An 18064-nucleotide genomic window follows, 5' to 3' on the forward strand; every position below is an offset into this window, starting at 1 on the left:
TTATTTTCAGCTTCAGCACCGACACCGCAAGGTGTCGCGGCGCTTCCGCTTTTCTTATTGTCCAGCTTCAGCGCCTAGCTCTCTTGCGCCAAATAACCTTCCCCCCTCGAAGTGCAAGCACTTCTGCGGGTGAAGAACATTTGGCTTCGAGAGCTGATCTCGGCGCTTCCGCTTTTCTATGTGGACGCTTCGTTTTGTTCAGTTTTCAAGGAACATTTGTTTCGTTCTCTAAAAGCGACTCTTATAATATATCACTTTCGATTTAACATGTCAATATGTTTTTTTAAATTTTTTCGCCGCATCAAAGCGGCTTTATTAATATAACATCATCGCTTATTACATGTCAACCATTTATCATAGGTATTTTTATCCACCCAAACGACTTTTTCTGCACTCTATACACCCACACATACCGCCAAACAAACAGCATATGTGTTTTATCCTTTATTATATGTTTCTAAAAAGCACCATATTAGCGGCAATGCCTTCATTTACAACCTGACACGATTGAATCGATTGCTTCTGCGAGGTGTTCCTACTGCAAGTTTAGTCATCAAATCTCTGAACAAAAAAGAAAGATGCCACAAAAGATCATTCATGTGACATCCTTTTCATTCGCTTAACGTTTCCACTCTCTCGATAGCATCCCATAAACAACGTGGTCAACGAAATGATCGTAAAGCCATTCTGCCTCGCGGATCGTTCCTTCATTCGTAAAACCTAACCGTTCCGGAATGGCCCTGCTTCGTTTATTTTCCACTGCGCAGCGGATTTCGACTCGATGCAAATGCTGTTCATCAAATAAATAATCGATACACGCTTTACACGCCTTTGTCATCAGCCCTAGCCCTTGAAACTGCTCTCCGAGCCAGTAGCCGATGCCCGCTTTTCGATTGGCGCGATCGATATAATGAACCCCGATCACACCAGCCAGCTGTCCCTTATGCCAAATCCCTGCTTCCAAGCCGTTTCCGGCGACAAACTTCTGCAATCCTCCGATGATAAACGCTTTCGAATCCTCTATTGATTTTGTCGAGTCCACCCACGGAAGCCACTTCCGCAAATGCGGACGACATGAATCGACTAACACAAATAATCGTTCTGCATCTTCAGCTGTGAGCAACTTCAACCATGATTCGTCATCCAATCGGTGGATAAACACAACAACACTCTCCCTCCTCCACAAATTTTTCCTATTATTATAGCAAATTTCAATAAAAAAGCCCGCCGTTTCCGGCGGACTTTTTCCTATTCTCTTAAAAAGGCAAAGTATAAGATAAAGATGACAAATAACACATATAAAAGCGGATGAACTTCTTTGCCTCGTCCTTTTAAAACCATTGTAATTGGGTAAAAAATGAACCCAACCGCGATTCCTGTGGCAATGCTGTAGGAAAGCGGCATCGTAATTAATGTGAAAAACGCTGGAATTGCTACCTCTAATTTTTTCCAATCGATTTCACCGATCGACGATACCATCAGCACGCCGACGATAATGAGTGCTGGCGCGGTGACTGGCGCAGTCACAACGCTTAGTAGCGGCGAGAAGAATAGTGCCAGCAAAAACAAAATTCCTGTCACAACTGCGGAAAAACCGGAACGTCCGCCGGCAGCGACACCTGCTGATGATTCGACGTATGAAGTCGTCGTTGATGTTCCAAGCACAGCGCCGACCATGACCGCTGTCGCATCGACAAGCAATGCTTTTCCTGCACGCGGCAGCTTATTATCTTTTAACAGACCCGCTTGGTTGGCCACCGCAAGCAACGTACCGGTGGCGTCAAAAAAGTCGACAATGAAAAAGGTTAAGACGACACCAAGCATTTTTAACGAGAAAATGTCTGGCAAATGTTCAATCGCAACACCAAATGTTGGCGAAATATCCGGAATGGCGCCGATGATTTTATCCGGCACGTCGATTAAGCCGAATATCATGCCGACAATCGCTGTAATGACCATGCCGTAAAACACGGCGCCATTAACTCTTCTTACCATTAAAATGACGGTCACGAACAAACCGAAAATCGCCAATAGCGTGTTGCCATCTTTCAAATCGCTTAACCCTACTAATGTTGCTGGGTTATCAACGATGATTTTCGCATTTTGCAGGCCGATAAATGTAATAAACAGCCCGATCCCCGCACCGACCGCATATTTCAATTCCACTGGGATCGCATCAATGATTTTCTCACGGATGCCTGTTAACGACAAAATCGTAAAAATCACTCCGGATACAAATACTCCCGCTAACGCCGTCTGCCATGGAATATGCATATGGAGCACGACAGTAAACGCAAAAAACGCGTTCAGCCCCATTCCTGGAGCGAGCGCAATCGGGTAACGCGCCAAGACGCCCATTAAAATACAGCCATATGCGGCAGCGAGCGCCGTGGCCACAAATACAGCCCCCTGGTCAATCCGCAGTTCGTTTGGAAAATCTTTTACCGCTCCTAAGGAAAGCGTGAACGGGTTGACAAATAAAATGTATGCCATTGACAAAAAGGTTGTCAGCCCAGCGATGATCTCTGTACGGTAATTCGTGCCGAGCTCTTCAAATTGGAAATATTTTTTCACTTCTTGTCCCCCCTATTAAAATAAAAACGCTTCTAGTAAGCTACCAGAAGCGTTGACTAAGAAGGAATAATGAACATAGAGAGGACGCGCAAGCCAAAAACACGCTCTCTATCCCATTATACCTCGTAGTCAAGCTATTTACGGTAGCTTGGTAGAAACTCCCGAGCCATATTCCCGGGATTATACGACGTATTTTGACAATATTCGCGATCTAGGTACATTGTATCAGCACGATAGCTTTATGTCAATAAAAAAGACGAACATTTAATAATAAATGTTCGTCTTTTGTTCGCTTTTTGTAGAAATCATTCCCACTCGATCGTTGCCGGTGGCTTGCTCGTAATGTCGTAAACAACCCGGTTCACATGCGGCACCTCGTTGACGATACGCGTGGAAATTTTCTCAAGTACTTCCCATGGAATGCGAGCCCAATCGGCGGTCATGCCATCGACCGATGTCACAGCGCGAATGGCAACCGTATAGTCATAGGTGCGGGCATCCCCCATGACACCGACACTACGGATGTCCGGCAACACCGTAAAGTATTGCCAAATTTCACGGTCTAACCCTGCTTTTTTGATTTCTTCGCGCAAAATCGCATCCGATTCGCGGACGATTTCTAATTTTTCCTCTGTCACCTCGCCAAGTACGCGGATGCCTAAGCCAGGACCTGGGAACGGCTGCCGCCAAACAATTTCGTCCGGAAGGCCCAATTCTGTACCGAGCGCACGCACTTCATCTTTAAAAAGCGTATTCAGCGGTTCAATCAATTTAAATTTCATATCTTCCGGCAGGCCGCCGACGTTATGGTGGGATTTAATCGTCTGCGCCGTTGCCGTGCCGCTTTCGATAATATCGGTATATAGCGTGCCTTGCACTAAAAATTCGATTCCTTCTAATTTTGCTGCTTCATCGTCAAACACATAAATAAATTCGTTGCCGATGATTTTCCGCTTTTGTTCCGGGTCCGTTACCCCTTTTAATTTCGCCAGAAAACGTTCTTTCGCATCGACTTTGATGACATTCATATGGAACCCTTCGCGGAACGTTTTCATGACGCTTTCTGCCTCACCTTTGCGCAGGAGGCCGTGGTCGACAAAAATACAGGTAAGCTGATCGCCAATCGCGCGGTGGACAAGCACGGCTGCGACCGAAGAATCAACGCCGCCGCTTAACGCGCAAAGCACTTTTTTATCCCCGACCAGTTCGCGAATCTTGCGCACTTCGCTTTCGATAAAGTTTTCCATCGTCCAATCGCCCTTGCATCCGCACACATCAAAAACGAAACGTTTTAAGATATCATTTCCGTAAACGGAATGACGCACTTCCGGGTGAAACTGAACCGCGTAAAACTTCCGCGCTTCATCACTCATTGCCGCAATCGGACAAGAGGCGCTCGTCGCATCGACCGTAAACCCTGTTGGAGGGGCGGTCACTAAATCGCCATGGCTCATCCAAACGACTTGTTCGTCTGGGAGCTGCTTGAAAAGCGGCGAAGCGTTTTTCACTTGAATCATCGCTTTTCCGTACTCCCGGTGAGTTGCTTTTTCTACCTTGCCGCCCAAATGATGGGTCATCAGCTGCATGCCATAGCAAATTCCTAAAATCGGCAAGCCGAGCTGAAAAATTTGCGGGTCGCATGTAAACGCATTGTTGTCATAGACGCTGTTTGGGCCGCCGGAAAAAATGATGCCTTTGGCGTTCATGGCGCGAATTTGTTCCGCCGTAATCGTATGCGGATGCAGCTCGCTGTATACACCAAACTCGCGAATGCGGCGGGTAATTAATTGATTGTATTGACTGCCAAAGTCCAGTACGACAATCATTTCTTGTTTCATGCCATCACCTCATTAAAAAATAAAAAACTAGAATCGCCTCAAAAACAACTATAAAGGCAGAATTCTAGCTCATTCTGCCTTCATAGTCAGGTCGTTTACGGCGACCCGGTAGAGACACTTGGACCATATTTCCAAGCATATATGAAGGTAACAACCATTGATGCTATGCAAATTTTAATTCATTCTATCAACTTCACCGGCAAACGGTCAAGATACTGTCTTTTTAATTAAATTTTCCCATAATTCTCTCACTTCATCCCAATCAATGGGGTTATTTTTTGGCAGATAAATCGACTTTTCATATAACATCGTCAGCCGCGTCATTTCCTTTGTTTTAAACCAATCGTCGACGTAGGCTGCATACTGCCGCAGCGTTTGATGCGGCTTCCGTTTTAAGCCGTAATCATCCAAATGGCGCAGCAGAGATAAGTACGCTGCCGCAAACAGGTTATCTCCTCTTTTCCTCTTATATTGAAAGCGGAGAATCGTCACATATGGCCACCATTTTCTTCTTGTCTTATATGCCGTCCATACAAAGGCGAAAAACGCAGCCAAAGCAATAGCGATACGTTTCCATGACCATGCAGCCAAAAATCTGTCCAATATCCCGCTGTCTTGCGATGGCAAAGAAGGTGACTGTTCTCTCACCCGCTCTAAAGGAACTCGGCTTTGTTCCGGGGTACGCTGTTCTGGAAGCGGCGCTGTCTCCGAATCCGGCGAAGAAGCAGTAAATACGTAAGGATTCACGAATCCTTGTGTCGGTTCAAATGGAACCCAGCCGATTCCGGAAAAGTATACCTCTACCCATGAGTGGGCATCATTGTTCGTAATTTCATAGATGTTTTTTCCGTCCTTTTCTTCCATTAGCCGTCCTGATGTATAGCCTTTTACCCAGCGCGCCGGTATGCCGAGCGAACGAAGCATGACAACCATGGAAGTAGAAAAATTGTCGCAATACCCTCTTTTTGTTTCAAATAAAAATTGGTCAACGTAATCGTCCTTTTTTCCAGGAACAGCTACATCGGTCGTTTCATACGTATAGCCGTTAGCATGAAAGTATTGTTCCACCGCTTTTACTTGTTCATATTGTGTTTGCTTCCCATTGGTAATCTGCTTGGCCAAGTCGCGTACTCGTTTTGGCAAATTTTCCGGAAGCTGCGTATAACGTTCAAGCAATTCCTTGTCCCCGACAGGCGGTGCCGCTTTTAACGCGTCAATCGAAAAGGTTGGATATTCATAAACAAGGTCATAGGACGTTAACGGCAACGTATAGACAGAGCGGTCCGTCGTATAAATTTTTTCTGTCGCCGTCTCCATTCGATATACGACATCTTCCTGTGCCTTTACTTTTTTTAAGCCAAGCGGATAAACGAGATGGAAGTATGTCTTTTTCATATGAATGCTAGCCGTTATTTGCTTTTTTTTCAGCGCTGGAGACCACCACGAATAATCAATATCCATGTCGTTTTCCAATGTTCGCATCTGCTCGCTTTGGAAACTCGTCCATCCCTTTCCGGTATAAATGTCTTTTGTTTCGACCCGCCAATAATGACGGCGCTCATCCTCTGCCGTGAATACGACGGTATCATCGGCGATAAACGGGCCGCCAAGACGGGAGTCGTTTTGTCCATAGCCGACTTTTTTGACCTTCAGAGCGGCAGGATCTATCTGTTTCTCTTCCGGCGCGGCGGCATAGCTTTTCACAAATGATACCGGGTCTGGCCATTGCGGCGGAAGCTTCGGACTAAAATAGCCGACAAGGACAGCTAGTCCCACGAAAGATAAGCAGGCTCCCCACCATCGTCTTATTCCGCCTATTGCTGGCGACTGTTCGCGAAGCCGTTCGATATGAAGCAGGCTTAAAAAGAAAAAACCAAAAGCAACCAGACGAACAATGGCGCCGTTTCCGCGAAACAGCGTAAATGTATCAAGCACGGTAACATAGATCACCGTCAACACGTAAAAGAAAAACAACCGTTTTCGCACAACCATCCAACGGTACGAGACATAAGCAACCAGCCACAATAAACCGAAAAACAGAAAACTGCGCAAAGAATTGCTAAGCTCCATCAGACGGGTCGTAAATAAGATAGCGGCATGGTCGGAAGTCTCTTGCCATATCCGCGTTGGCGCGGTAAAAAGTGAAGCATGATAGAACCACTGATTTAGCGCCCATAAAATGTAGATGCTTTTCACAAAAACAGATAGCCAAAAAGGGGGACGAAAAAAATAAAGCAGAAAGCAGAGCACGACAAACCCAATGAACACTTCCACACCCTCGGTATCGGATATCGTTTCGAGCGGCATTAGCCATTCGATCAGCAGCCAACAGGCTAGTCCGTATATAAGCATCTTTATGGCGATATATCTCATTGTCTTCATCGCTCATCCCTGCCTTGCAAAGTCGCTCGCATCGTGTGCGGGGATAGGATCGACACGCGGACGCCGCTTTGACGCAGCATGTCCACTAAACGTTGTTCTTCTTTTGTCATCTCCTCTTTGAGCAAAAACAACATCCCGCGTCGCCGCATCGCCATCTCCCGAAGCAGAAAAACCATTTCCTCCTGCAAAGACGACGTGACGTAACAAAGGGTGGCCGAGGCCGCCCAGCTCCTTTTTTCATTGGCAATTACACGGGCGAACGGCTCATGGCTGTCACAATCGACCCTCGCCAAATGCAAAAATAAACGCTGCAAATGCTCCTCACTATTGCGCGCCGGAAAAACAAAGCGGTCACGGCCGACAGAGACGAGTCCCGTCCGCACTCCCGCGTGAATCGACGTCCGCAATAGTGAAGCGGTAAAGGTGACAAGCTCTTCAAACAACGGTGTCGGCGCGCGGTCGAGCACCAAGATGAAGTCGTCGCTCCGCTGCTCTTCAAATTCTTTCGTCATTAATTGCTGCTTGCGCGCCGATGCTTTCCAATGCACCCACGAAACCCTGTCTCCCGGCACATACTCCCGAACCCCGACTGCCATCGTTCTATCGCGGCGGAACGGGAGCGACGAAGCAGCCATTCCCTGGTCAAAAAACCCCCGCACTTGCTGATGTGTCATGGCGATATAGCGCGGATATACGACAATGGTGTCTTTAACGGCATGAATGGACTGTTTTTCAATGAGACCGAAAAAATCGCTTGCTGCCAGATAAACGGAAGCAAACGTATGCTCGCCGCGCGGCAAAGGCTCCAACTCATACGTATAAGAAAATTTCTTTTTCCAAATAAAGCTGATCGTGGTTTTAGATGGTCCCGTATTTAGCGAAGTAATATCTCCTTCAGCCATCGTTATAGCGACAAAGGGAAACCAAATCGGAAGCTGCACTTCGATGGCGGCAGTCAGCCGCTCGCCGGCATGGTGCTGCCGCTTCGGAATCACGCGGCGCACGCTCGCGCGATGAAACGGATATAAAGCAATCGCAAAAGAATATAAGCTAAACGGCAAAAAACTATAAAACAAAAACCAGCTCACAAACCCGCCTTGAAACATGGCATAGGCGAAAAGGGCAAAAAGCAAACTACATAATCCAAATATTTGTATTGTTAGGCGCTTTTTCTTTTTCATTCTTCCACTACCTTTGAATCGGCACCGGAGTCCGGACGATCATTTGTCTGACGATGTCTTCTGCACTTAGCCCGTTCAGTTTTGCTTCTGACTTCAGAATAATGCGGTGAGATAGCGCATACGGAGCTAAAAACTGAATATCATCAGGAATGACAAATTCACGGCCATGGATAAATGCGTAAGCTTGGGCCGCCTTCATCAGCGCCAACGAACCGCGCGGGCTCACCCCCAAGTAAACGGATGCGTTCGAACGGCTTCGCTGCACGATGTCAACGATGTAACGTTTTATACTGTCACCGACATATACTTCCGTCACTTTCTGTTGCAGCTCTAGCAGCTCATCCACAGTCATTACAGGATGAATTTCCTCAATAGGCTGCACTTTTTCCACACGGCTTAATATTTCCACCTCTTCGTCAGGGGATGGATATCCCATGCTCAACTTTAATAAAAAGCGGTCCAGCTGGGCCTCCGGGAGCGGATAGGTTCCTTCATATTCAATCGGGTTTTGCGTCGCCATGACAAAAAATGGACGTGGCAGCGGTCTTGTCGTCCCATCCACCGTAACATTTCCCTCTTCCATCGCTTCGAGCAGCGCCGATTGCGTTTTCGGCGAAGTACGGTTGATTTCATCGGCCAACACGATATTTCCCATAATCGGTCCAGGCTTGTATTCAAATTGCATCTCTCGCGGGTTATAAATAGACACGCCTGTTACATCGCTCGGCAGCAAGTCAGGAGTAAATTGAATCCTCTTAAACTGTGCGTTAATCGATTTGGCCAGCGCCCGCACCAGCATCGTTTTGCCGACGCCTGGAACATCCTCCAAAAGTACATGTCCTTTAGCCAGCAACGCGACAAGACTCAATATTGCTACATTTCTTTTTCCAACAATCACTTTCTCAATATTTTCTACAACCTGTTCTATCGAAGGCTGTAACATTTCTTTTGCCGCCATGAATAGAACTCCTTTGCTTTTCTTTTAGGATGGCAGTCATATTGTTATGGTGACAAAACTTTTAGCTGTAGACATTTCATTTTCCCACTATTAATAATATAATAACTAATATACATAATTTTTAAAATAGTTTTTATTCATAAGGAGGGGGAAGATGGAAACATCAAATAGCCAAACCAACAAGAAAAAATGGACCATTATTGGTCCCGGTCTCATTGTCGCAGCTACCGGTGTCGGTGCCGGGGACCTCGTTGCCGCTCTTGTCGCCGGCACAAATTACGCTCTTGTGTTCGCATGGGCAATCATCGTTGGAGCTATCTTTAAATTTGTGTTAAACGAAGGGGTAGGACGCTGGCATTTGCTGAGCGGCAAAACGATTTTTGAAGGCTGGCAGTCGATGGGGAAATGGGCCTCCGGCTATTTTGGCGTCTACGCGCTTATTTGGGGCTTTGTATACGGCGCCGCCGGCACATCTTCATGCGCCTTGGCGATGTCAGCGATGGTTCCGGTCATTCCTCTCTGGGCCTGGGCAATTATCCATGGAATCGCCGGGTTTGCGATCACTTGGTCGGGCCGTTTTCAGCTATTTGAGCGTGTCATGAACGTACTAGTCGGTCTCATGTTTATCACCGTAGTCGGCTCGGCCATTCTCGTTCTTCCGCAGCTAAACGGACTATGGCATACGGCCGTTCCTGACCTGCCGAAAGGATCTCTCCTTTACGCGCTTGGATTAATCGGTGGCGTCGGCGGCTCGATTACGATGGCGTCATACGGCTATTGGATTCAAGAAAACGGCTGGAAAGGCCGCTCCTACGTTTCGCCGATGCGCTACGATTCCGCTATCGCTTACATTGTCACAGCGATCTTTACGTTGTCGCTGCTTGTGCTCGGTGCCGCCTTGTTATATGGAACGGACACAAGTATCAGCGGCGAGCAAGGACTTGTCTCCTTCGCCTCGATCATGGGCAATGAACTGCATCCGGCAGCACGCTGGCTGTTTTTGCTTGGATTTTGGTCTGCTTCCTTTACATCCGTAATCGGCGTATGGAATGGGGTATCGTATTTGTTCGCCGATTTTATCCGCAATGTGCGAAAATTGAACATTGATAAGGAAAAGCTCAATCAAACAAAAGCATTCCGCTTTTACGTCTTTTGGCTCACGTTCCCGCCGATGCTTTTGCATTTTATCGGCAAGCCGGTCGGACTCATTATCGTCTATGGGGCGTTAGGGGCATTGTTTATGCCGTTTTTAGCGGTTACGCTGCTTTGGCTTTTAAATTCAAAAAAAGAACTGCCCGAAGAAGGGCGAAACCATTGGCTGTCGAACTTACTATTGATTCTTTGCCTCTTCTTGTTTGCCGTGTTGGCGGTAAACGAACTGCGCAACCTTTTTGCCTGAATAAAAAAACATCCTGGAGCTGCCAGGATGTTTTTTCTATCGTCACACCATGTTCTCCGGTTTCACCCACTGGTCATACTGCTCGGCGGTGACATATCCCGTTTTCAGCGCCGCTTCTTTAAGCGTCAATCCTTCCTTAAACGCCAGTTTCGCTATTTCAGCCGCTCGATCATATCCTATATGCGGGCTCAAGGCGGTCACCAGCATGAGCGAGCGGTCGACATATTCCTTCATTTTGTCTTCATTCGCTTCAAGACCTTTAGCGCAGTGAATATCAAACGAATGAATCGCATCACCCAGCAGTTGAAGCGACTGCATTATATTATAAAGAATCACCGGCTTAAATACGTTTAATTGAAAATTCCCTTGGCTGGCGGCAAACCCTATTGCCGCATCGTTTCCAAATACTTGCACCGTCACCATCGTCAGCGCTTCGCATTGAGTCGGATTCACTTTCCCCGGCATGATCGAGCTTCCTGGTTCATTGGCCGGAATCGTAATCTCGCCCAGACCGGAGCGCGGGCCGCTTGCCAGCCAGCGCACATCGTTTGCGATTTTCATCATATCTGCCGCCAGCGCTTTTAAGGCGCCGTGAACGTAAACGATTTCATCATGGCTTGTTAAAGCATGGAATTTATTGATCGATGAACGGAACGGATAGCCTGTTTGTTTATGCAGCTGCTCAGCCACTTTATCGCCAAACGAATCCGGCGCATTCAATCCCGTGCCAACCGCTGTCCCGCCGACCGCTAAATTTAACAGCTGTTCGCTTGCCTGTTTGATCATGTTCCTGCTTTTCTCAAGCATCGTCCGCCACCCCGAAATCTCTTGGGCAAAGGTCAGCGGTGTGGCATCTTGCAAATGCGTCCGTCCGATTTTTATCGTATTGTTGTATTTCGCTTCTTTTTCGAAAAAAGTGCTGATCAGGCCGTCTAACGCCGGCAATAGATGCTCGTGCAGTTTCGTATAGACGGCAATATGCATCGCCGTCGGAAACGTATCGTTCGAGCTTTGCGACATATTGACATCGTCGTTTGGATGAATGCGTCCTTCTCCTTCCGGCAGCAGCTCGTTCGCTCTTCTGGCGATGACTTCGTTTACATTCATATTCGTTTGCGTCCCGCTGCCTGTCTGCCAAACGACGAGCGGAAAATGTTCATCCCACTTTCCAGCTAGTATCTCATCACATGCGCTGCAAATGGCATTCTTTTTCGCCTCGCTTAATTTGCCGCACTCATGGTTAACGATCGCCGCCGCCTTTTTGAGCTGGGCGTAGGCGTAAATCAGCTCCAGCGGCATTTTTTCCGCACCGATTTTAAAATTATTTCGGCTTCGCTCCGTCTGCGCGCCCCAATATTTATCGGCCGACACTCTCACCTCTCCTAACGAGTCGCGCTCGATTCTTTCTTTCATGAAAATAAGCCTCCTTTGCCAATTTCATTGCCTATTATGTTTTATACCCATTCCTACAAAAGTAAAATCACTTCTAAGCAGGAGCGAAGCATTGATGAAAAGAAACCATGTTTCTCATTACCCGCCGGCATCATTGAGACCATGGGCGGCCGCCCGCTCATGCATAATATTACAGTATGTATGGTGTCGGAAAAATTTTATTAAATTTTGTTTCACGAGTGGTGTAAAGGAGCAAAGATAATGATTGTTTTAGGGGTTGTTCTGCCTGTGCTTGGAGCCGGATTATCGCCCTTCGCTGTTTACGAATGGCGTGAAGAGTGGAAGCAATGGAAAGAAAGCGAAGATAAAAAGTGCATTGTGCCGTTGGAGATGCTTTTTTTGCAGCCGATCCGCTGGGCAGTTTTTCCTTTTTTGCTTTTCCCCTCTCTTTTGTTCATTGCTAGCGGGATCGTGCTTATTTATCTATTAAATTAGTATTAAATTAGGAAAAAGCCGGCTGAAAACCGGCTTTTCTTTACATACCCTGGAATATCCGAAGCAATGGTGCCATTATTCGTCACCACTTATGGATAAGTAGTTTAAAGATGAAAGACTTAATAGCCCCCCTCTTACCATCTTGGCAATTAGAAAACAGCTTTTTACAAAGCTGCTTTCTGTTTGGAATCAGCCACCATAATGGCGTCTCTGTCTCTCATCTCTTTATTTACTTTATTAGCTTCCTGCAGGTATTCTGTTTCAAATCCGCTTTTTACGGCCCAAGCATAAAAAACAAGAGATAAGCATGCAATAATAATCATATCCCAACCATATGGGATGATGTTTATCCCCCCGAACTTTTCACTTCCCAAGTAGGAGATGCACATCATGGATAATAAGTAGACAACCATCCAAATACCTGCCCGGAAATCTTGGTGAAAACCCTTCCATTTCATTTTTGCTTGATAGTAGAAATAAACAGGTAGCCCGATGATCATAATAAACAATACTTGTCCTGTAAGCGGCCAACGCGCCCAATATAGTGTTAAAGAAGCAAAGATAAATCCGCACGGCGCAATAATACGCAGTCCCTTGAGGCGAAGAGGACGGTACAGATGCTTTCCTGTTCGTCTTAATGTCATGACGGTAATAGGACCAGTAATATAGGAAATTAAGGTGGCAACGGAAATGACCTCTGCCAATACGCCCCAGCCTTTAAACAAAAACAAAAAAACAAAACATACGGCCAAATTAAAAAACATAGCTGGGCGTGGAACTCCGTAAATAGGATGCAGCTTACCTAAAACACCCGGCATATATCCATTCTTTTGCATACCGTAAATCATACGCGCTGTTGTAGCGGTATAAGTTGTTCCTGTACCGGAAGGAGAAACAAAAGCATCAACGTATAATAAGATCACTAACCAATTGATATTTAAAGCAATGGCTAAATCGGCAAATGGAGAGTTAAAGTTTAAATGATGCCAACCGTTTACAAGCATGGAAGGATCAACAGAACCGATAAAAGCCACCTGCAACAGCGTATATATAACCGTCGCAATCAGAACAGAACCCACTACTGCAACAGGAATGGATCGGCTTGGTTTTTTAGCTTCTCCCGCCATATTAATCGGACTTTGAAATCCATTAAACGCAAACACAATGCCGGACGTAGCCACCGCTGTCAATACACTTGACCATCCATAAGGTGCTACGCTATGTCCGTAGGTAAAGTTTTCCCCGTGAAAACCAACGAACAAGAGCGCACCAATTGTCGCTCCTGGGATGATAATTTTAAATATGGTTATAAGCGAGTTTGCTTTTGCAAACAAACTTACGGTCCAGTAATTGAGGAAAAAGTAAATAAGAATTAACACAGAAGCAATAGCAAGACCTTTTGGCGTAAGCATTCCGTTTTCTACTAAACTATGTGTCCACTTCGCCCAATCCCATGGCCACGAGCTCATATATTGCACAGAAGCGATTGCCTCCACCGGAATAACGGAAACAATAGCAATCCAGTTCGCCCAGGCGGCAAGAAATCCCACAAAAGATCCATGAGAGTACTGCGTATACTTCACCATTCCCCCTGCTTCGGGAAACATGGCACCCAATTCACTATAAGAAAGAGCAATACATAGGATAACAACCATCCCAATAATCCAAGAAAAAACAGCCGCTGGACCAGCGATTTCGGCGGCCTTCCACGCACCAAATAACCAACCAGATCCTATGATGGATCCGAGCCCCGTCATCATAAGCGCGAAAGTTCCCATCTTTCGGTGCATAGTATTCATCCATTTTTACCCCTTTCATAAGTATGTAGTAACTATAGGGAGAGAAGATTGCTTGATAGATCCATTCCAGGGGACAAATCAATGTATTTATTTTATTTTAATAATATCACAAACATTTTCAAATTAGTAATAAATCAAATTTTGGTATGATAAAGGCGTGATTTTTCTAAATAGTATTAAAATTATTCAGCTAATGATCGAGGTTATCGCAATTTACTCTTTTATTAAATCCTATGCTAAAAAAATGATGATTTCAATTCCCTCTTTTGTATTTCTTGCAAGTCGGTCTAGCTTTGTTACCACTAAAGTGTTGCCCTCTTGCAATTGCTGAGTAACTTCTTGAACTGAGGTCTATCTGTTTTTGTTCCTGTGAACTTCTCTTCAAAGATGACCTCACATCCTTCTTTCTTTAATTCCTCGATTTGTAATTTCTTTGTAATGAGGAATGCTTTTTATCTTTGTCTAAAATTAAAAGGATATTTCTATAAAACAATAAAAATATAATAAAAATAAATAATAATTTATTGTAAAACGATAAAATGCGTATTAAAATCAAATTAACAATAAAATTAACAATAAATAAGTGAGGTGCTTTTTATGAAACGAGAAACACTCTTTTTAAAGTTCGCTGTTGTTCTTATGGGACTTCCTGTCCTTGCTTTGTGTATATTTTTGTTACCTGGGATAGCTGAATATTTTGCAGAATTAAATCCAAAGTTAGATTTTTTGCAATATCCCTTTTTAATCGGGTTGTATGTAACAGCGATAGTATTTTTCGTTGCATTGTACCAGGCTTTAAAACTTTTAAGCTATATTGACAAGAACCAGGCGTTTTCGGAATTATCTGTAAAATCTTTAAAGAATATCAAATACTGTGCCATCACCATCGGTGCCTTATATGTGGTATTTATGCCACTCTTATATCTCATGGCAGAGGTAGACGATGCCCCAGGTATTATACTAATCGGAATGGTCATTATTTTTGGTTGCATGGTGGTTGCAGTCTTTGCTTCTATTCTTCAAAAACTATTAAAAAATGCCATAGATATAAAATCAGAAAATGATTTAACGATCTGAGGTGAAAACAATGGCGATTATAATCAATCTTGATGTGATGTTGGCTAAAAGGAAAATGAGCGTTACAGAACTTTCGGAGAGGGTTGGAATAACGATGGCTAATCTTTCTATATTGAAAAATGGAAAGGCAAAAGCGATTCGATTATCAACTTTAGATGCGATTTGTAAGGCTTTAGAATGTCAGCCTGGAGATATTTTAGAATACAAAAGTGACGAAGACACTCAAGGATAATAAAGAGGCACAAATCATGAGAGCGCTAAAACAACTCGTTCGTTTTGGTTGGGAGCAGGCCCTATCATGTTTGTTTCCTGTCGTTATTTTTGCCTCTTTGGCTTTTACAAAATTCATGCCACTTCCCTTCCTACCACGGTATGACTGGCTGCTCATCATCTGCCTTCTGATGCAGTGGTGGATGGTGCGTTCCGGGCTTGAAACACGGGATGAACTAAAGGTTATCACATTGTTCCACCTTATTGGACTTGCTCTTGAACTTTTCAAGGTACATATGGGCTCCTGGTCTTATCCAGAAGAAGGATATTTCAAAATTTTTGGAGTGCCTTTGTATAGTGGATTCATGTACGCAAGTGTAGCGAGTTATCTTTGCCAGGCGTGGAGGAGGCTTAAGGTTGAACTGGTTAATTGGCCACCGTTTTTGGTAGTTGTACCTCTTGCAGCTGCGATTTATTTAAATTTTTTCACCCACCATTATTGGATTGACGTTCGTTGGTGGTTATCTGGGCTTGTAATTATCGTCTTTTGGCAATCATGGGTCACATTCGAGGTTGATGGAACTCGTTACCGTATGCCACTCGCACTTTCTTTTGTGCTCATCGGATTTTTTATATGGATAGCCGAAAATATCGCAACGTTCTTTGGAGCTTGGGAATATCCAAACCAAACCGATGCATGGAGTCTCGTACATCTAGGAAAGGTGAGTTCATGGTTCCTATTAGTGATTGTTAGCTTTCTTATAGTAGCGACGTTAAAGCAGGTTAAGGGAAAAATTGTTTCACCCAAGAAGGATAAGGTTCAAGAGGCGTTTGATAATCATTTAAAGGAACGAGATAGAGGTTCTTTTTAAGCTATACCCACTAATGAAAGCTCACGTGTTATTCAGTTATCGGGCGCTTTTTCGGAGTAACGATAAAAGGGGCTGACTCAAAACATCGCCTTTAAGCGATGTTGAGTCAGCCCCGTGTGGGGAAAACCAGTCCCCTATTCATTCCAAATCCAATTCAGAGAACCATTTTTCCGCGGTCAAAAAAGAAAGGAACACCAGGGGAACCCCAGTGCTCCAAGGCTTTTGGGCAATTATTACATCATGCCGCCCATGTCAGGCATTCCGTTGTTGCCGCCTTTGTTTTCTTCTGGTTTGTCAGCGACAACTGCTTCTGTTGTTAAGAACATAGCGGCAACAGAAGCTGCGTTTTGCAGAGCGGAACGAGTTACTTTTGTTGGGTCTACGATACCAGCTTCAATCATGTCTACCCATTCACCAGTAGCAGCGTTGAAGCCGATGCCAGGTTTTTCTGTTTTTAAGCGTTCAACAATGATAGAGCCTTCCAAACCAGCGTTTTGCGCGATTTGGCGAACTGGCTCTTCGATTGCGCGAAGAACGATTTTCACACCAGTTGCTTCGTCGCCTTCTGCTTCGATCGCAGCCACTTTGCTGTATACGTTCATTAATGCCGTACCACCGCCGGCTACGATACCTTCTTCGACAGCTGCACGAGTAGAGTTGAGCGCGTCTTCAATGCGCAATTTGCGTTCTTTCAATTCTGTTTCTGTAGCTGCACCAACTTTGATTACTGCTACGCCGCCAGCTAATTTTGCAAGACGTTCTTGTAATTTTTCGCGGTCGAATTCCGAAGTAGTTTCTTCTAATTGCGCACGGATTTGGTTGATGCGAGCTTTAATGCGGTCAGAATCGCCAGCGCCTTCCACAATCGTTGTTGTTTCTTTCGTTACAACGACTTTCGAAGCACGGCCAAGCGATGCGATCGTTGTCGATTTCAATTCGCGTCCTAGTTCTTCGGAGATGACTTCACCGCCAGTTAAGATTGCGATGTCTTCCAGCATTGCTTTACGACGATCGCCAAAGCCAGGCGCTTTAACCGCTACCGCATTGAATGTACCGCGAAGTTTGTTCACAACTAATGTTGCAAGCGCTTCGCCTTCCACATCTTCTGCGATGATTAATAATGGTTTGCCTTGTTGTACCACTTGCTCTAATACAGGCAAGATTTCTTGGATGCTAGAAACTTTTTTATCTGTAATTAAGATGTATGGATTTTCAAGCACTGCTTCCATTTTTTCTGTATCTGTGATCATGTATGGAGATACATAACCACGGTCAAATTGCATACCTTCAACAACATCTAGTTCTGTTGTGAAGCCTTTCGATTCTTCTAATGTGATAACACCGTCGTTGCCGACGCGTTCCATTGCTTCTGCGATTAATTGACCAACTTCTTCGTCAGCCGCAGAGATCGCTGCAACTTGGGCAATCGATTCTTTTCCTTTGATTGGTTTAGAGATTGCTTTTAATTCTTCTACTGCCACAGCGACCGCTTTTTCAATACCTTTGCGGATGCCCATTGGGTTAGCGCCAGCTGTAACGTTTTTCAATCCTTCACGGATCATTGCTTGCGCTAAAACTGTTGCCGTTGTTGTACCGTCCCCAGCAACATCATTCGTTTTGCTTGCAACTTCCGCAACAAGTTTCGCACCCATGTTTTCAAATGGGTCTTCTAATTCGATTTCTTTCGCGATTGTTACACCGTCGTTTGTAATTAATGGCGAACCAAATTTTTTCTCTAATACGACGTTACGGCCTTTTGGTCCTAATGTTACTTTTACCGCATCTGCTAGTTTGTCCACACCGCGTAACATCGCGCGACGAGCTTCTTCGCTGAATTTAATTTCTTTTGCCATACCCCGTTACCTCCTTATAAAATGGAATCGTTAA

15 protein-coding genes, 1 pseudogene and 2 riboswitches are annotated in these 18064 nt (G+C 45.0%); of the genes and pseudogenes, 6 read left to right on the top strand and 10 right to left on the bottom strand.

Translation table 11 applies throughout. The features are described from left to right. The coding region (locus tag GCA01S_RS20720) for a hypothetical protein (RefSeq protein ID WP_217994788.1) at positions 1 to 266 on the top strand (266 nt) is incomplete at its 5' end. 353 nt (positions 267 to 619) lie between these two features. Here the strand turns inward: GCA01S_RS20720 and GCA01S_RS16640 are convergent. From GCA01S_RS16640 to GCA01S_RS16665, 6 genes are all read right to left on the bottom strand, one after another. Further along, positions 620 to 1162: a GNAT family N-acetyltransferase gene (locus GCA01S_RS16640; RefSeq protein WP_042411664.1), complete on the bottom strand. Its 543-nt coding sequence runs from the start codon at positions 1160 to 1162 to the stop codon at positions 620 to 622. An 86-nt stretch (positions 1163 to 1248) separates the two neighbouring features. Continuing rightward, positions 1249 to 2574 (bottom strand): NCS2 family permease, encoded by a 1326-nt coding sequence (locus tag GCA01S_RS16645; protein ID WP_017434426.1) that lies wholly within the window; start codon positions 2572 to 2574, stop codon positions 1249 to 1251. Positions 2575 to 2680: 106 nt separating this feature from the next. After that, positions 2681 to 2782: riboswitch (purine riboswitch) on the bottom strand. Between the two features lie 97 nt (positions 2783 to 2879). Beyond that, positions 2880 to 4412, bottom strand: a complete 1533-nt coding sequence (gene guaA, locus GCA01S_RS16650; protein WP_017434427.1) for a glutamine-hydrolyzing GMP synthase — start codon at positions 4410 to 4412, stop codon at positions 2880 to 2882. Between the two features lie 63 nt (positions 4413 to 4475). Next, positions 4476 to 4577, bottom strand: a riboswitch (purine riboswitch). A 42-nt stretch (positions 4578 to 4619) separates the two neighbouring features. Then, positions 4620 to 6785: a DUF4129 domain-containing transglutaminase family protein gene (locus tag GCA01S_RS16655; RefSeq protein ID WP_052510059.1), complete on the bottom strand. Its 2166-nt coding sequence runs from the start codon at positions 6783 to 6785 to the stop codon at positions 4620 to 4622. Between the two features lie 5 nt (positions 6786 to 6790). Then, positions 6791 to 7975: a DUF58 domain-containing protein gene (locus tag GCA01S_RS16660; RefSeq protein ID WP_042411669.1), complete on the bottom strand. Its 1185-nt coding sequence runs from the start codon at positions 7973 to 7975 to the stop codon at positions 6791 to 6793. 7 nt (positions 7976 to 7982) lie between these two features. After that, positions 7983 to 8933 (bottom strand): AAA family ATPase, encoded by a 951-nt coding sequence (locus GCA01S_RS16665; protein WP_042411671.1) that lies wholly within the window; start codon positions 8931 to 8933, stop codon positions 7983 to 7985. 154 nt (positions 8934 to 9087) lie between these two features. Between GCA01S_RS16665 and GCA01S_RS16670 the strand changes: the two genes are divergently transcribed. Next, positions 9088 to 10332 carry an Nramp family divalent metal transporter gene (locus GCA01S_RS16670; protein WP_017434431.1) on the top strand — a complete coding sequence of 415 codons (1245 nt, stop codon included), beginning with the start codon at positions 9088 to 9090 and terminating at the stop codon, positions 10330 to 10332. Between the two features lie 42 nt (positions 10333 to 10374). On the opposite strand, the gene fumC is transcribed toward GCA01S_RS16670, so the two are convergent. Continuing rightward, the gene (gene fumC / locus GCA01S_RS16675) at positions 10375 to 11745 is read right to left on the bottom strand and encodes a class II fumarate hydratase (RefSeq protein ID WP_042411674.1); all 1371 of its coding nucleotides are present in this window, start codon (positions 11743 to 11745) and stop codon (positions 10375 to 10377) included. Between the two features lie 240 nt (positions 11746 to 11985). Between fumC and GCA01S_RS16680 the strand changes: the two genes are divergently transcribed. Then, on the top strand, positions 11986 to 12219 hold the full coding sequence (locus GCA01S_RS16680) for a hypothetical protein (protein WP_042411677.1): 234 nt from the start codon (positions 11986 to 11988) through the stop codon (positions 12217 to 12219). Positions 12220 to 12383: 164 nt separating this feature from the next. Here GCA01S_RS16680 and GCA01S_RS16685 read toward each other — a convergent pair whose 3' ends face one another. Further along, a complete protein-coding gene (locus tag GCA01S_RS16685; RefSeq protein ID WP_042411681.1) occupies positions 12384 to 14018 on the bottom strand; it encodes an APC family permease in 1635 nt (544 codons plus the stop codon). Between the two features lie 246 nt (positions 14019 to 14264). Next, positions 14265 to 14458: pseudogene (locus tag GCA01S_RS19595) on the bottom strand (recombinase family protein); the annotation flags it as partial. 157 nt (positions 14459 to 14615) lie between these two features. Here GCA01S_RS19595 and GCA01S_RS16690 point away from each other — a divergent pair. From GCA01S_RS16690 to GCA01S_RS16700, 3 genes are read left to right on the top strand one after another with little or no spacing between them, the layout of a single operon-like run. Further along, the gene (locus tag GCA01S_RS16690) at positions 14616 to 15095 is read left to right on the top strand and encodes a DUF2975 domain-containing protein (RefSeq protein WP_042411683.1); all 480 of its coding nucleotides are present in this window, start codon (positions 14616 to 14618) and stop codon (positions 15093 to 15095) included. A gap of 10 nt (positions 15096 to 15105) precedes the next feature. Beyond that, positions 15106 to 15327 carry a helix-turn-helix domain-containing protein gene (locus tag GCA01S_RS16695; protein ID WP_017434436.1) on the top strand — a complete coding sequence of 74 codons (222 nt, stop codon included), beginning with the start codon at positions 15106 to 15108 and terminating at the stop codon, positions 15325 to 15327. Between the two features lie 16 nt (positions 15328 to 15343). Then, positions 15344 to 16177 (top strand): DUF817 domain-containing protein, encoded by an 834-nt coding sequence (locus GCA01S_RS16700; protein ID WP_042411684.1) that lies wholly within the window; start codon positions 15344 to 15346, stop codon positions 16175 to 16177. A 233-nt stretch (positions 16178 to 16410) separates the two neighbouring features. On the opposite strand, the gene groL is transcribed toward GCA01S_RS16700, so the two are convergent. Continuing rightward, positions 16411 to 18030: a chaperonin GroEL gene (groL, locus tag GCA01S_RS16705; RefSeq protein ID WP_017434439.1), complete on the bottom strand. Its 1620-nt coding sequence runs from the start codon at positions 18028 to 18030 to the stop codon at positions 16411 to 16413. Between the last annotated feature and the right edge of the window lie 34 nt (positions 18031 to 18064).

Source organism: Parageobacillus caldoxylosilyticus NBRC 107762 (assembly GCF_000632715.1).
Lineage (GTDB): Bacteria > Bacillota > Bacilli > Bacillales > Anoxybacillaceae > Saccharococcus > Saccharococcus caldoxylosilyticus.